The sequence below is a fragment of the Polaromonas sp. CG_23.6 genome, from assembly GCF_029892315.1.
GTDB lineage: Bacteria > Pseudomonadota > Gammaproteobacteria > Burkholderiales > Burkholderiaceae_C > Polaromonas.
Genome location: NZ_JARXUY010000001.1, coordinates 3,820,763 through 3,834,147 on the forward strand (window position 1 = coordinate 3,820,763; position 13,385 = coordinate 3,834,147).

At 57.5% G+C, this 13,385-nt stretch carries 11 protein-coding genes; 8 read left to right on the top strand and 3 right to left on the bottom strand.

The features are described 5' to 3' along the window. Window positions 1-185: 185 nt before the first annotated feature. A complete protein-coding gene (locus H4V98_RS18085) occupies window positions 186-509 on the bottom strand; it encodes a hypothetical protein (RefSeq protein WP_196862089.1) in 324 nt (107 codons plus the stop codon). Window position 510: 1 nt separating this feature from the next. Beyond that, window positions 511-1,869: a signal recognition particle protein gene (gene ffh, locus H4V98_RS18090; RefSeq protein ID WP_280757785.1), complete on the bottom strand. Its 1,359-nt coding sequence runs from the start codon at window positions 1,867-1,869 to the stop codon at window positions 511-513. Window positions 1,870-1,945: 76 nt separating this feature from the next. On the opposite strand from ffh, the gene ccsA reads away from it, so the two are divergent. The 8 genes from ccsA to H4V98_RS18130 all read left to right on the top strand — a co-directional run bounded on the left by ccsA (window position 1,946) and on the right by H4V98_RS18130 (window position 12,241). After that, a complete protein-coding gene (gene ccsA / locus H4V98_RS18095; RefSeq protein WP_196862087.1) occupies window positions 1,946-2,746 on the top strand; it encodes a cytochrome c biogenesis protein CcsA in 801 nt (266 codons plus the stop codon). After that, the gene (locus H4V98_RS18100) at window positions 2,743-2,985 is read left to right on the top strand and encodes a PP0621 family protein (RefSeq protein WP_280757786.1); all 243 of its coding nucleotides are present in this window, start codon (window positions 2,743-2,745) and stop codon (window positions 2,983-2,985) included. The genes ccsA and H4V98_RS18100 overlap by 4 nt, the downstream gene beginning before the upstream one ends. Before the next feature lie 105 nt (window positions 2,986-3,090). Continuing rightward, window positions 3,091-4,704, top strand: coding sequence for an ATP-binding protein (locus tag H4V98_RS18105; RefSeq protein ID WP_280757787.1), 1,614 nt, complete (start codon window positions 3,091-3,093; stop codon window positions 4,702-4,704). A gap of 6 nt (window positions 4,705-4,710) precedes the next feature. Continuing rightward, on the top strand, window positions 4,711-6,153 hold the full coding sequence (locus tag H4V98_RS18110; RefSeq protein ID WP_280757788.1) for a sigma-54 dependent transcriptional regulator: 1,443 nt from the start codon (window positions 4,711-4,713) through the stop codon (window positions 6,151-6,153). Then, window positions 6,140-6,739, top strand: coding sequence for a 1,6-anhydro-N-acetylmuramyl-L-alanine amidase AmpD (ampD, locus tag H4V98_RS18115; RefSeq protein WP_280757789.1), 600 nt, complete (start codon window positions 6,140-6,142; stop codon window positions 6,737-6,739). The genes H4V98_RS18110 and ampD overlap by 14 nt, the downstream gene beginning before the upstream one ends. A gap of 441 nt (window positions 6,740-7,180) precedes the next feature. Beyond that, window positions 7,181-10,090 (top strand): ribonucleoside-diphosphate reductase subunit alpha, encoded by a 2,910-nt coding sequence (locus H4V98_RS18120; protein WP_196862083.1) that lies wholly within the window; start codon window positions 7,181-7,183, stop codon window positions 10,088-10,090. Window positions 10,091-10,244: 154 nt separating this feature from the next. Continuing rightward, on the top strand, window positions 10,245-11,411 hold the full coding sequence (locus H4V98_RS18125) for a ribonucleotide-diphosphate reductase subunit beta (protein ID WP_196862082.1): 1,167 nt from the start codon (window positions 10,245-10,247) through the stop codon (window positions 11,409-11,411). Between the two features lie 206 nt (window positions 11,412-11,617). Beyond that, window positions 11,618-12,241, top strand: a complete 624-nt coding sequence (locus H4V98_RS18130) for a histone (RefSeq protein WP_280757790.1) — start codon at window positions 11,618-11,620, stop codon at window positions 12,239-12,241. 236 nt (window positions 12,242-12,477) lie between these two features. Here H4V98_RS18130 and H4V98_RS18135 read toward each other — a convergent pair whose 3' ends face one another. Continuing rightward, entirely contained in the window at window positions 12,478-13,380 is a 903-nt protein-coding gene (locus tag H4V98_RS18135) for a carbohydrate kinase family protein (protein WP_196862080.1), read from the bottom strand. Window positions 13,381-13,385: the final 5 nt, after the last annotated feature.

The window sequence follows — 13,385 nt, forward strand, 5'->3', positions numbered from 1 at the left end:
GGAGGAATTTTTATGTGGCTGCAATCAATGACCTTTCCTTAAACAAACCATCTGCCGATGATCGCAGGGTAGAACCTGATTTTCATGGGAGTCAGCGGGTAACCACTTACAGATTTCGGCAACAACAAACAGAAAGTTTTATTTGAAACGCCGAACGGTCAAGTGTGGTCATGATTTTTTCAAAGTCAAGCCATTACCCTTTTGGTTTCAGGAGTGAATTGCTTCAAAGCTTGGGCGCCTGGACGCGACGAAACATGAGTTTTCGTAACTTCCAAGGGAAAACCCATGAACTCATCGCCAGTGAACCGCAGGATGCGTCTCCCGTGTGGAGTATCAGCCGGCATAACGTAGAGCAGTTGTCCTACATTTTCAGCGCGTTGCGAATGTTCCGGAACACCTGGGACGCTTTTGCAGCCTGCACGACCAAAAATGCTCGATGCTATTGAAAAAATAGCATCATGCGCATATACGGAGTGCGCCAGGGCCTGTTTTGATCTAAAAGTCAGCATTTCAAAACTTCGGCATGCCCTTCATGCCGCCCATGCGCTTCATCATCTTCATCATGCCGCTGCCCTTCATCTTTTTCATCATGCCCTGCATCTGCTCGAACTCGCCCAGCAGGCGGTTGACTTCCTGAACATGCACGCCCGAGCCGTTGGCGATGCGGCGCTTGCGCGTCGCCTTGATGAGGTCGGGCTTGCGGCGCTCCAGCGGCGTCATGCTCAGGATGATGGCTTCCTTGCGCTTCATGTCCTTTTCCGCCTTGTCCATGTCGATGGCGCCGGCCTTGGCCGCCATCTGCGTTGGCAGCTTGTCGAGCAGGCTGCTCAAGCCGCCCATGTTCTTCATTTGCTGAAGCTGGCTTAAAAAGTCATTCAGGTCAAAGCCGTCGCCGGACTTGATCTTGGCGGCGAGCTTTTGCGCCTCGGCCATGTTCACGCCCGAGGCCATCTGCTCGACCAGCGCGACGATGTCGCCCATACCCAGGATGCGGCCAGCATGGCGCTCGGCGTCGAACACTTCCAGGCCGTCTAGTTTTTCGCTGGTGCCCGAGAACTTGATCGGCGCGCCGGTGATCTGGCGCACCGACAGCGCCGCGCCACCGCGTGAGTCGCCATCGGTCTTGGTCAGGATAATGCCGGTCAGCGGCAGCGCTTCCTTGAAGGCCTTGGCGGTGTTGACGGCATCCTGTCCCTGCATCGCATCGACCACGAAAAGCGTTTCGACGGGCTTGAGGATCGCGTGCAATTCCTTGATCTCAGCCATCAGGATTTCGTCAATCGCCAGCCGGCCGGCGGTATCGACCAACAGCACGTCGAAGTAGTGCTTGCGCGCATAGTCGATGGCAGCGCGGGCAATGTCGGCAGGCTTCTGGTCGGGCGAACTGGGGAACCATTCGGCGCCGGCCTGCTGGGTCACGACTTTGAGCTGCTCGATGGCTGCTGGCCGGTACACGTCGCCTGACACGGTCAGCACTTTTTTCTTGCGCTTTTCAATCAGGTGCTTGGCCAGTTTTGCAGTGGTAGTGGTCTTGCCCGCGCCCTGCAGGCCAGCCATCAAAATGACGGCGGGTGGCTGCGCGGCCAGGTTGATGTCGCTGACGCCTTCACCCATGGTGGCGGCGAGTTCCTTGCTGACGATGCCGACCAGCGCCTGGCCGGGTGAGAGCGAACCCATCACCTCCTGGCCCATGGCTTTTTCCTTGACGCGGGCAATGAAGTCCCGCACCACCGGCAGGGCCACGTCGGCCTCCAGCAGCGCCATGCGCACTTCGCGCAGCATGTCCTGGACATTGGATTCGGTGATGCGGGCCTGGCCGCGCATTTCCTTGACGAGGCGGGATAACTTGTCGGTAAGGGCTGTAGCCATGAAGTGGTGTCCTGAAACGGGCGCTGCGGGGGAGCCAAAGGCCGGAACAGACCGGGCCAGGCGCTAAACTCTGCGCATGATTTTAGCTTTCAGCAATGGATGGGGTCTTGGGGCAGCAGCCGGTGCGGCCGTGGCCTATGCAGTGCTTGCAGTGGCGACACCCCGGCTGGGTGAAAGCCCATTGCGCGCCCTCCTGCTGGCAGCCTGGGGGCTGCATGCGCTGACACTGGTCGAAGCCCTGCTGGGCACGCCGCCACGCTTTGGTTTTGCCCCGGCGCTGTCGATGACGGTCTGGTTGGTGCTGACGGTGTATGCGGTGGAACGCAGGCTGTTTCCGCAGCTTCAGGCGCATTGGGCGCTGGCCGCACTGGGCAGCGCCACCGTCATGCTGTCGGTATTTTTCCCTGGTACCTCCTACCATGTGATCGCCTCGCCTTTCCTGCCTTTGCACTGGGCCCTGGGTATCGCTTCCTACGGCCTGTTTGCGGCAGCGGTCGTGCATGGCTGGCTGATGGTGCGGGCCGAGCGCGCCATCCGCCAGGCCGCGCAAAGTGACACCGGTGTTCCCCTGCTCACACTGGAACGACTGACCTTTCGCTTTGTTGAAGCCGGCTTCGTATTGCTGTCAGCCACGTTGCTGGTGGGCTGGCTGTTTGCCGAAACCCTGTATGGCCCTGGCTTGGGCTGGAAGTGGGACCACAAGACAATTTTTTCGCTGCTGGCGTGGGCCGTCATTGCAGGCTTGCTGATTGGGCGCGCGCGGCTGGGCTGGCGCGGCCTGAAGGCCGTTCGCGTGCTCTACCTGGGCGCCGGGCTGTTGCTGCTCAGCTATGCCGGCTCGCGCTTTGTACTTGAAGTCATCCTGAGGCGGCCATGAAGTATTTGCTCGTCATTCTCCTGATACTGGTGGTTTTTTGGATCTGGCGCAGCGGCCGGCCGAGTCAAAAAAAGGCAGCGCCGCCGGGTCGTGCGCCCAGCAAGTCTTCAGAAGAAAAAAAAGCGACGGAAATGGTTGCCTGCGGTGTTTGCCATATTCACCTGCCCAAGTCGGAAGCGCTGATCGGGCGTGACGGCTTTTACTGCAGTGAGGCGCATCGCCGTGAAGCCAAAGCCTAGATGAGACGGCCAGCACTGTTCTGGCGCAACACAGTCAAAAGCGCGGCGGGCGCCTGGAAACCGGAAACCGCGCCAGGCTCCTTCAGACGTCTCTGGGGTGTGTTCATGAACGCCCGAATTGCCATCGCATCCGTACTGGTCATTTTGCAGGAAGCGCTTCAGGCACTGGGTACGCCGTTGAACCACTGGACGCAGGCCATCTGTATTGTCTATCTCGGCGCAACACTCGCCGTTCGTTTCTGGGCGCATCCCCGTCCGCAGGGCTGTACGTTTGACGCGCTCTGGGTATTGACCATCGGCGTGGATGTCATGGCGTTTTCGCTGCTCAACTTTTTTCAGGCAAGCGCACTGAATTACACCCCGTTGTTTGCACTGCCGGTGTTGCTGGCCTCGGTGCTTGGCCCCATCGTGCTGGCTTTTGGCACGGCAGCCAGCGTGACGCTGCTGTTGCTGGCCGACGCCGCATGGCGTTCTGTGCCAAGCGGTGGTGAAGTCAATGCCGCGCTTTTGCAGGCAGCCTTGAGCGGCTCCGGATTTTTTCTTGTGGCACTGCTTGCCAACCAGCTGGCCATGCGGCTGGCGCGGGAAGAAAAACTGACCAGGGAAAGCCAGTCGGCTGCCCGCATGCAGATACAGGTCAATGAACTGGTGGTTGCCACACTCGCAGAAGGTGTCCTTGTCATGGATGGCAACGGCTTCGTACGCTCCGCCAACCCTGCGGCACGACGATTGCTGGCAGCACAGGAAACCTCTTACCCAGCGCCATTCAGACTGGCAGCTCACACAGCCTGGCAACCCCTGGTCGAGCTGATGCAGCATACTTTTGCGCAACATTCGGTGCAAGAAAGCAACATCAATCTCGTCCATTCAGGCCTGAGCACCCGACGGCTGCAGGTTCGTTCGCGCTTGACTGATTCAAGGGACGGTTCACATGAAAGCCTGTGCGTGATGTTTCTGGAAGACCTGCGCGAAATGGAGGCACGCGTTCGTATCGAGAAGCTGGCCGCCATGGGGCGCATGTCTACGGCGGTGGCGCATGAAATTCGCAATCCGCTGGCCGCCATCACACAGGCCAATGCACTGCTTGAAGAAGACCTGCAAGCGGCCGATCAGCGCCAGCTCACCGACATCGTTGGTCAAAATGCCAAGCGTCTGGCAAAAATCGTTGATGAAATACTGGATATCTCGCGTGCGCAGCAGGAAATTCCGGCACCGCAAACCACCAGTCTGCGGCTTGATGAAGCGGTAATGCGCATTGCGAATGACTGGGTCCGGCAAAATGCGGTTAACGGACAATTGCGTATCTGCACTGACTGCGAAAATACGGAAGTCGGGTTTGACGACGACCATTTGCGACGCCTGATGCTCAACCTGCTCGATAACGCACTGCGCTACACCAGTGGCGCAACCCAGGGGCTTGAAGTCAGCACACAGCTGGTGGCACCAGGCCAAGCCAGGCTTGCGTTCTGGAGCGATGGACAGACGCTGGAGGAAAGCGTCCAGGCGCATCTGTTCGAGCCTTTTTTCTCGTCCGAAAGCCGCTCCACCGGGCTGGGCCTGTATATTTGCCGCGAACTGTGCGAACGCTATGGCGCCCAGATTGGTTACCAACGGGTGCTGCGGGAGCATGTCCAGGGCAATGAGTTTTTTGTCATGTTCCGGCCTGATTTAGAGCGCCGGCGTACCGAGCTGTCGAGCATGGCTTCTGTCCTTGTCTAAAAAATCATGAATTCGCAAGCACCCTCACCCTCACCCGCCCGCATCCTGATCATTGATGACGAGCCCGACTTGCGCACACTGTACGAGCTGACGCTGCTTCGGCAGGGCTACCACGTAGAAGCCGCCGGCACGCTTCAACAGGCTCGTGAACATCTAGAAGGCGCCCGGTTTGATGCGGTGATCACAGACATGCGCCTGCCTGACGGGCTGGGGCTTGAACTGCTGCGCGAACTGGCCCAACAGCAACGCGCAGAACGCTGCGTGGTCATCACGGCGCACGGTTCGGCTAAAAATGCAGTAGAGGCACTGAAGGCCGGTGCTTTCGACTATCTCACCAAACCGGTGGATCTCAAGCAGTTCCGCAGTGTGGTGGCATCAGCCGTGCAGGAAACCCGAAACATCAACCCGGCACTGGCCAAGACCGATAGCCGCAGTGCGATGGCCGGCGCTGCGCCCCCAGCGCCTGGAAAACCGGCTGACCCGGCGGCCATCCTGCAAAAGCTGGTTGGCGAATCGCCCGTGATGCAAGCCGTGAAATCGCGTATTGTGAAGGTCGCCGGCAGTATGGCGCCAGTGCTGATCCGTGGCGAATCCGGCACAGGCAAGGAACTGGTGGCGCGTGCCGTGCATGGTTGCAGTCACCGCGCAGCCCACCCTTTTGTGGCTGTCAATTGCGGTGCGATTCCCGAAAACCTGCTCGAAGCCGAGTTCTTTGGCGCACGCAAGGGTGCCTATACCGGTTCGTCGCAGGACCGGCTGGGCTACTTTCAGGCAGCCAAGGGCGGAACGCTGTTTCTCGACGAAATTGGCGACCTGCCGCTGGCCATGCAGTCCAAGCTGCTCAGAGCAATCCAGGAGCGCACCGTGCGACCGCTGGGCTCGCCGCAAGAGGACATGGTCGATGTGCGCATCGTCAGCGCCACCCACAAGGACCTGGCATCAGGGGTCGAAGTTGGCAGTTTTCGTCAAGACCTGTATTACCGGCTCAATGTGATCGAGATCATGGTGCCGCCGCTGCGCGAACGACTGGAGGATCTGCCAGCGCTTTGCAACGCCCTGCTGGCCAGAATCTGCCAGGAGTCAAGCCTGGACATGCCCCAGCTGAATCCTGCCATGCTCACCCATCTGCGTTCGCTGCCACTCAATGGCAATGTCCGTGAACTGGAAAATATTTTGCACCGGGCTGTTGCCTTGGGTGAAGACAATCTGACGCAGCTTGACACGCCACCCGAGCAGTCGGTTGTCGTTCCGGAAAATCTCCAGAACTTTCTGGACCAGCAGGAACGAAGCATCCTGGTCAAGGTATTGCAGGAAACCGGCTTCAACCGCACGGCGGCTGCCATCCGGCTGGGCCTGAGTCTGCGCCAGATCCGCTACCGCATTGCCCGCCTGGGAATCATCACGCCAGGCCACGACGATACGACTGAAGCCCTCGATGACCTTGCCTGAAGCAAGCCTGTTGCCGGACACCAGCTTGTGGCAGCACGGCTGGTATCGGCACGCGAGGGTGATGGCGTCGCCGAACGTCAATCAGCGTCCTGCTGGAGGGTCAATTGATTTGGTCGTGATTCACTCGATCAGCCTGCCGCCGGGGGAATTCGGCAACGGCAATGTGCAGCGCCTGTTCACCAACCAGCTCGACTGGGACGCGCATCCCTACTTCCAGGGCATCCGGGGACTTGAGGTCTCGGCGCACTTTTTCATCAGCCGCACTGGCGCACTTTGGCAATTTGTCAGCTGTGACGACCGCGCCTGGCATGCCGGCCACTCCGCTTACCGGGGACGAAACCAATGCAATGACGACTCCGTTGGCATTGAGCTCGAAGGACTGGAAGGAGGCACTTTTGAAGCGCCTCAATACGAAACACTTGCCAGCCTGTGCGCAGCGCTTCTTCAAGCCTACCCGGTGGCGTATATCGCCGGACATGAGCATGTTGCGCCGGGGCGAAAATTTGATCCTGGGTCCGGCTTTGACTGGCGCTTGCTACAAGATTCCCTGGCATTGCCCAATCGGTATTTCCCCCAGATTGCTTGAGGATATTTTCCTTTTAGCGATTCTGTGTCCTTGCGCGTGTCCGATGCGACTCTTTTGCAGGCCCTGCCTGCTGAGGCTTTGCAAGCGTCTACAACCCAAAACCGGCGCAAAGCCGCGCCAGTGCTTGCCCTGCTGTCGAAAAGCCTGATTTCATCAGGCCTGCACACTGTTTTACGAAAAACAAACGCAATGGGAATCTGTCAAGAAACAATAAAAAAGCCAGGTTGGATATCGACAACACCCAGCAGCGATACACTACCTGTAGTGGTTGCAGCGGCTTCAGACACTAGGTATAGTGCCTAACCATCCATTGGCCCATTTTGGCCTTGACACGGAATTGAAGAAAAAATCAGTCCTTTCAAACACTGATTTTCGACAAGCTTCTTCTTCTTTACTGATCCCGCACATCACTTGCTCACCACAACAAATTCAGAGGAAATCATGCAAACAGCACCCTACGCCGTGCCTAGTTCATCCAGCGATCCCGTCGGCAGCTCTGCTCGGAATACCGAGTTGCCCATTGGCGGAGCACTTGCCAACTACCAGATCATTCGCCGCAACGGCTCGGTCGTGGCATTTGAGCCGCACAAGATCGCCGTGGCCATGATGAAGGCTTTTCTGGCGGTCCATGGCACGCAAGGCGCGGCATCGGCCAGCGTGCGTGAAACGGTCGATACCCTGACCCAGGCCGTGGTTCGCGCCCTGATGCGCTCGCGCCCCAGCGGCGGCACGTTCCACATCGAGGATGTGCAGGATCAGGCAGAACTCGGCCTGATGCGTGGTGGTCACCACGAAATCGCCCGCGCCTATGTGCTGTACCGCGAAAAGCACAATCAGGAACGCGCCAAACAACTGCAAAACCAGGCGCCCGCAGCGCCGCTGCTGCATGTCACAGATGGCGGGAAAAGGGTGGCACTGGACATTCGCAACCTGCAAGCACTGATTGAAGCCTCGTGCGCCAACTTGGGTAGCGACGTCAAGCCTGACCCGATTGTTTCGGAAACCATGCGCAACCTGTACGACGGCGTGCCCATTGAAGAGGTTTACAAAGCGTCCATCCTGGCTGCCCGCACGCTGATCGAAAAAGACCCGGACTACACCTATGCCACCGCGCGCCTGCTGCTGCACACCATCCGCAAGGAGGTCCTGGGCGAGGAAATCAGCCATGAAGCCATGGCAAGCCGATACGTCACCTATTTCCCGGAATTTATCGCCAAGGGCGTGAAGAACGAGTTGCTCGACGAAAAGCTCCAGCAGTTCGACCTGGCCCGCCTGGGGGCAGCGCTCAAGCCCGAACGCGACCTGCAGTTTGACTACCTTGGCCTGCAAACACTTTTTGACCGCTACTTTCTGCATGTTCGCAAGCAGCGAATCGAGTTGCCGCAAGCATTCTTCATGCGCGTGGCCATGGGCTTGTCACTCAATGAGCAAAACCGCGAAGAGCGCGCCATCGAGTTCTACGAAATACTGTCGTCGTTCGACTTCATGTCGAGCACACCGACGTTGTTCAACGCCGGAACGCTGCGCTCGCAGCTGTCGTCGTGCTACCTGACCACCGTGGCCGACGACCTGGGCGGCATCTACGACGCCATCAAGGAAAACGCGCTGCTGTCCAAGTTTGCCGGCGGCCTGGGCAACGACTGGACGCCCGTGCGCGCCATGGGCGCCCACATCAAGGGCACCAACGGCGAATCGCAAGGCGTTGTGCCCTTCCTGAAAGTGGTCAATGACACCGCCGTGGCAGTCAACCAGGGCGGCAAGCGTAAAGGTGCGGTCTGCGCCTACCTGGAAACCTGGCACCTGGACATCGAGGAATTCCTGGAACTGCGCAAGAACACCGGCGACGATCGCCGCCGCACGCACGACATGAACACGTCCAACTGGATTCCCGACCTGTTCATGCGCCGCGTGATGGAAAAAGGCAGCTGGACGCTGTTTTCGCCCTCCGACACGCCTGACCTGCACGACAAGTACGGTCAGGAATTTGAAAAGGCCTACGTTGCCTACGAAGCACGCGCCGAGCGCGGCGAACTCAAGCCGTCGCGCAAGCTGCAGGCCACTGACATGTGGCGCAAGATGCTGTCGATGCTGTTTGAAACCGGTCATCCGTGGATCACCTTCAAGGACGCCTGCAACATCCGCTCGCCCCAGCAGCATGCCGGTGTCGTGCATTCGTCCAATTTGTGCACCGAAATCACGCTCAATACCAGCGAAACAGAAACCGCTGTCTGCAACCTAGGCTCGATCAACCTGGTCCAGCACCTGAAAGACGGCGCACTCGACCATGACAAGCTGAAAAAAACCATCACCACGGCCATGCGCATGCTGGACAACGTGATTGACATCAACTACTACGCCGTTGAAAAGGCCCGCCATTCCAATCTGCAGCATCGCCCGGTCGGTCTGGGGCTGATGGGTTTCCAGGACTGCCTGTATGAGCTGCGCGTGCCCTACGCGTCGCAGGCTGCCGTTGAGTTTGCCGACACGTCGATGGAAGCGATCTGCTACCACGCCTACTGGGCCTCGACCGAACTGGCCAGGGAACGCGGCCAGTACGCGAGCTACAAGGGTTCGCTGTGGGACAAGGGCATCCTGCCGCTCGACACGCTCGACATGCTGGCAAATGAACGCGGCGGCTATGTCGAAGTGGACCGCTCCTCCACGCTCGACTGGGACGCGCTGCGCCAGAAGATCGCAAAAGACGGTATGCGCAACTCGAACTGCGTGGCGATTGCCCCCACCGCGACGATTTCCAACATCATTGGTGTCGATGCCTGCATCGAACCCTGCTTTGGCAACCTGTCGGTCAAGTCCAATCTATCGGGTGAATTTACCGTCATCAACAACTACTTGGTGCGTGATCTGAAAAAGCTCGGTCTATGGGACGATGTGATGGTGGTGGACCTGAAGCATTTCGATGGTTCGTTGCGTCCGATCGACCGCGTGCCCCAGGACATCAAGTCTTTGTACGCCACGGCATTTGAAATTGAAACGTCGTGGCTGGTGGAAGCCGGATCGCGCCGCCAGAAATGGATTGACCAGGCGCAGTCGCTCAACATCTACATGGCGGGTGCATCGGGCAAGAAGCTGGATGAAACCTACAAGCTGGCATGGGTTCGAGGCCTGAAAACAACCTATTACCTGCGTACCCAAAGTGCCACGCATGTCGAAAAATCAACTGTTACCGCTGGCAAAATGAATTCGGTGTCCTCGGGTTCACAGTCCAAGGCGGCAAGCATGAGCGCTATTGACAAGGCAGCCGCAGCAGCGCAAGCCCAGTTGAGCGCGTCGCCTGCAACCGACATCAAGTTTTGCGCGATTGATGATCCAGGCTGCGAAGCCTGTCAATAAAAAAGCTGCGGTTTGCTGACCGGAATTTTTCGTTCTTTTTTTGAATAAGACGCAAAAAGCCGCTGCAATTGCGCAACAAAACCTGCAGCGGTTTGAATGAACACTTTTCATTTTTCACCGCTGCTTTCATAATCTTCAAGTATTGGAATTTCCTATGTTGACCTGGGACGAAGAAGTCAAACCATCTTTGCAGATTCCCCACCCGAGCGACTTGCCAGCCGGCCGCTCAGCGGAGGTCCCGCTCCCTTCTTTCGCTCCTTCAACCCAGCCAGCGGTTGAAGTGCCTGCGCCTGCCGCAAAAGCCAAGCGCGTCAATGCTTCGGACAAGCGCATCATCAATGGTCAGACCGACGTTAACCAACTGGTGCCGTTCAAATACAAATGGGCTTGGGAAAAATACCTGTCGTCATGTGCAAACCACTGGATGCCCCAGGAGGTCAACATGACCCGCGACATCGCACTGTGGAAAGACCCGAACGGCTTGACCGATGACGAGCGTCGTCTCGTCATGCGCAACCTCGGATTTTTCGTCACGGCCGATTCGCTTGCGGCCAACAATATCGTTCTGGGCACATACCGTCACATCACCGCGCCCGAATGCCGCCAGTTTTTGCTGCGCCAGGCCTTCGAAGAAGCCATCCATACCCATGCCTACCAATACATCACAGAGTCGCTGGGTTTGGACGAAGCCGAGATATTCAACGCCTACAACGAAGTACAGTCCATCAAGGACAAGGATCAGTTCCTGATCCCGTTCATCGAAGCGATTTCAGATCCGACCTTCAAGACGGGAACACCCGAAGCAGACCAAACGCTTCTCAAGTCCCTGATCGTGTTCGCATGCCTGATGGAAGGACTGTTCTTTTATGTCGGCTTCACACAAATTCTGGCACTCGGCCGGCAAAACAAGATGACTGGCGCGGCTGAGCAGTACCAGTACATCCTTCGCGACGAGTCGATGCATTGCAACTTTGGCATTGACCTGATCAACCAGCTCAAGCTGGAAAACCCCCACCTCTGGACGCCTGAGTTCAAGGCCGAGATCAACGAACTGTTCATGAAGGCCGTAGAACTTGAATATCGCTATGCCGAAGACACCATGCCACGCGGCGTGCTGGGCCTCAACGCCTCTATGTTCAAAGGCTATCTTCGCTACATCGCCAATCGGCGTGCTACGCAGATCGGACTCGAAACGCTTTTCCCCAATGAGGAAAATCCGTTCCCCTGGATGAGCGAAATGATTGACCTGAAAAAAGAACGCAACTTCTTTGAAACCCGTGTGATCGAATATCAGTCTGGCGGCGCCCTTTCCTGGGATTAACAGCACACGATTGACAAAAAGCACAAGGCCCACACAATAATGATTTTTAAATTCGCAACAGTCCAAGCCAGCACCCCAGAGTGCGCAGGGACCGTTGCGCCTGTGTTTGCGGTATGGGGTTCGGCAATCCGAAGGCCCCATGCTGCGAATCGTTTCGTCTGTACTCCAGACGAAGTGCTTTTTGCAAACTGATCGAGGAGAAAACCATGGCAACTGCGAAAAAACCAGCGGCAAAGAAAGCCGCTCCTGCGAAAGCAGCAGCAAAAAAAGTGACAACTGCGGCGACGCCCGCACCGGCGGGAACAACAGTTGCGGCGTCCAAGCCGTCGGCTAAAAAGACTACGGCAAAAACACCTGCCAAGGCACCAGAGAAAGCGGCTGTAAAAGTTTCAGCGAAAAAGGCTGCGGCTTCACCCGCACCAGCCGCAAAACCCGCTGCGACTCCCAAGCCAGTGGCCAAAAAGGCAGCAGTAAAAACCGCGGTCAAGGCAACTGAAGCCGTACCGGCAAAGTCTCCTGCAAAATCAGCAGCAGCTAAAAAAGTGCTGCCTGTGACGGCAATGGTCAAAGCGGTGGCGACTGAAAAGCCAGCCGTTAAAGCCGCAGCAGCTAAAAAACCCGCTGCAAAAAAGATCGAAACCAAGCCTGCTGAAACCGCTCAAGCCGTAAAAAAGCCCGCAGCAAAAAAAGCTGTAAAGGCGGTAAAAGAGGTAAAAATCGAGAAATCCGAGAAAAAACCTGCAGTCAAGACGCCGGTAACCACGCCCACCGCTCAGACAACCATCAGCCCGCAAGCCTCCTGGCCTTTCCCAAAGGGCAGCAAGCCTTAATTCGTTCAGGTCTTGTGCCTCAAGCCCGATGTTGCAAAACGTCGGGCTTTTTCAATTCATTCTTTTATATCGACATGCCCTTTGCGGCTTCAGCCTCGCCAGCAGGCCAGTCGCAGGCTTCGGTTTGGCGTAGCGTTGAAGATTTATAGAAAAAATATTCTGCCAAACCCGCTGATGTTCAAGCATCAGATTCAATGCTATATTTTTTATAGCTGTGAGCGCTTATGGCTGTTGCGCTAAACACCTATTTCATTCAAATTCACTGAATAGTTCTGTCCGCCTCGGCTGGCAATCTTGGATGCACCCATCTGGTTTCCCAGCGCCGCGCAACGGACCAACGGCCAGTCTTGTTCCAGTCCAAACAGCAGCGCGCCACGAAAGGCGTCACCGCAGCCTGTAGGGTCCACCAGCGCACTGGCCTTGACCGCTGGAACCAGCGTCTTAGCACCATCGACCCAGACTTCGCAGCCCTCGGCGCCCAGCGTCACCAGCAGGCCGCGCACACGGCGTGACAACTCGGCGCACGACAAGCCGGTCCGGTCGCACAGCATCCGGCCTTCATAGTCATTGACCGTGACCCAGCTTGCCAAATCGACAAAATGCGCCAGCTCCTTGCCATCGAACATCGGCAGACCCTGCCCCGGATCAAAAACGAAGGGAATGCCGGCGGCCTTGAACTGTTCTGCATGCTGCAGCATGGCATCGCGGCCATCAGGGGAGATCATGCCCAGCTTGATGTCGCTGCGCGCCTCGATCCGGGTGACATGGGCCTGCATCATGGCGCCAGGATGAAACGCGGTAATCTGGTTGTTGTCGCGGTCAGTCATGATCATGGCCTGCGCAGTGTAAAGATCATCAACCACGCGAACAAACTCGGTGCTGATGCCCTGCGCCTGCATGCGAGCCAGATAGTCGGCGCCGTCGTTGCCTACCGTCGCCATGGGCAATGGCGACCCTCCCAGTTGCTTGAGGCTGTAGGCGATGTTGCCCGCACAGCCGCCAAACTCGCGGCGCAGCGCCGGCACCAGGAACGACACGTTCAGAATGTGCAGTTGGTCGGGCAGGATCTGCTCGGCAAACCGGCCCTCGAAGCCCATGATGGTGTCAAAGGCCAGCGAGCCACAAATTACAGAAGACATTTAGT

Bases quoted from the DNA above. Each gene is read 5' to 3' on its own strand.
- H4V98_RS18105 (WP_280757787.1), top strand. From the start codon at position 3,091: ATGAACGCCCGAATTGCCATCGCATCCGTACTGGTCATTTTGCAGGAA.
- H4V98_RS18125 (WP_196862082.1), top strand. From the start codon at position 10,245: ATGTTGACCTGGGACGAAGAAGTCAAACCATCTTTGCAGATTCCCCAC.
- H4V98_RS18100 (WP_280757786.1), top strand. From the start codon at position 2,743: ATGAAGTATTTGCTCGTCATTCTCCTGATACTGGTGGTTTTTTGGATC.
- ampD (WP_280757789.1), top strand. From the start codon at position 6,140: ATGACCTTGCCTGAAGCAAGCCTGTTGCCGGACACCAGCTTGTGGCAG.
- H4V98_RS18130 (WP_280757790.1), top strand. From the start codon at position 11,618: ATGGCAACTGCGAAAAAACCAGCGGCAAAGAAAGCCGCTCCTGCGAAA.
- H4V98_RS18085 (WP_196862089.1), bottom strand. From the start codon at position 509: ATGCTGACTTTTAGATCAAAACAGGCCCTGGCGCACTCCGTATATGCG.
- H4V98_RS18120 (WP_196862083.1), top strand. From the start codon at position 7,181: ATGCAAACAGCACCCTACGCCGTGCCTAGTTCATCCAGCGATCCCGTC.
- H4V98_RS18110 (WP_280757788.1), top strand. From the start codon at position 4,711: ATGAATTCGCAAGCACCCTCACCCTCACCCGCCCGCATCCTGATCATT.
- ffh (WP_280757785.1), bottom strand. From the start codon at position 1,869: ATGGCTACAGCCCTTACCGACAAGTTATCCCGCCTCGTCAAGGAAATG.
- H4V98_RS18135 (WP_196862080.1), bottom strand. From the start codon at position 13,380: ATGTCTTCTGTAATTTGTGGCTCGCTGGCCTTTGACACCATCATGGGC.
- ccsA (WP_196862087.1), top strand. From the start codon at position 1,946: ATGATTTTAGCTTTCAGCAATGGATGGGGTCTTGGGGCAGCAGCCGGT.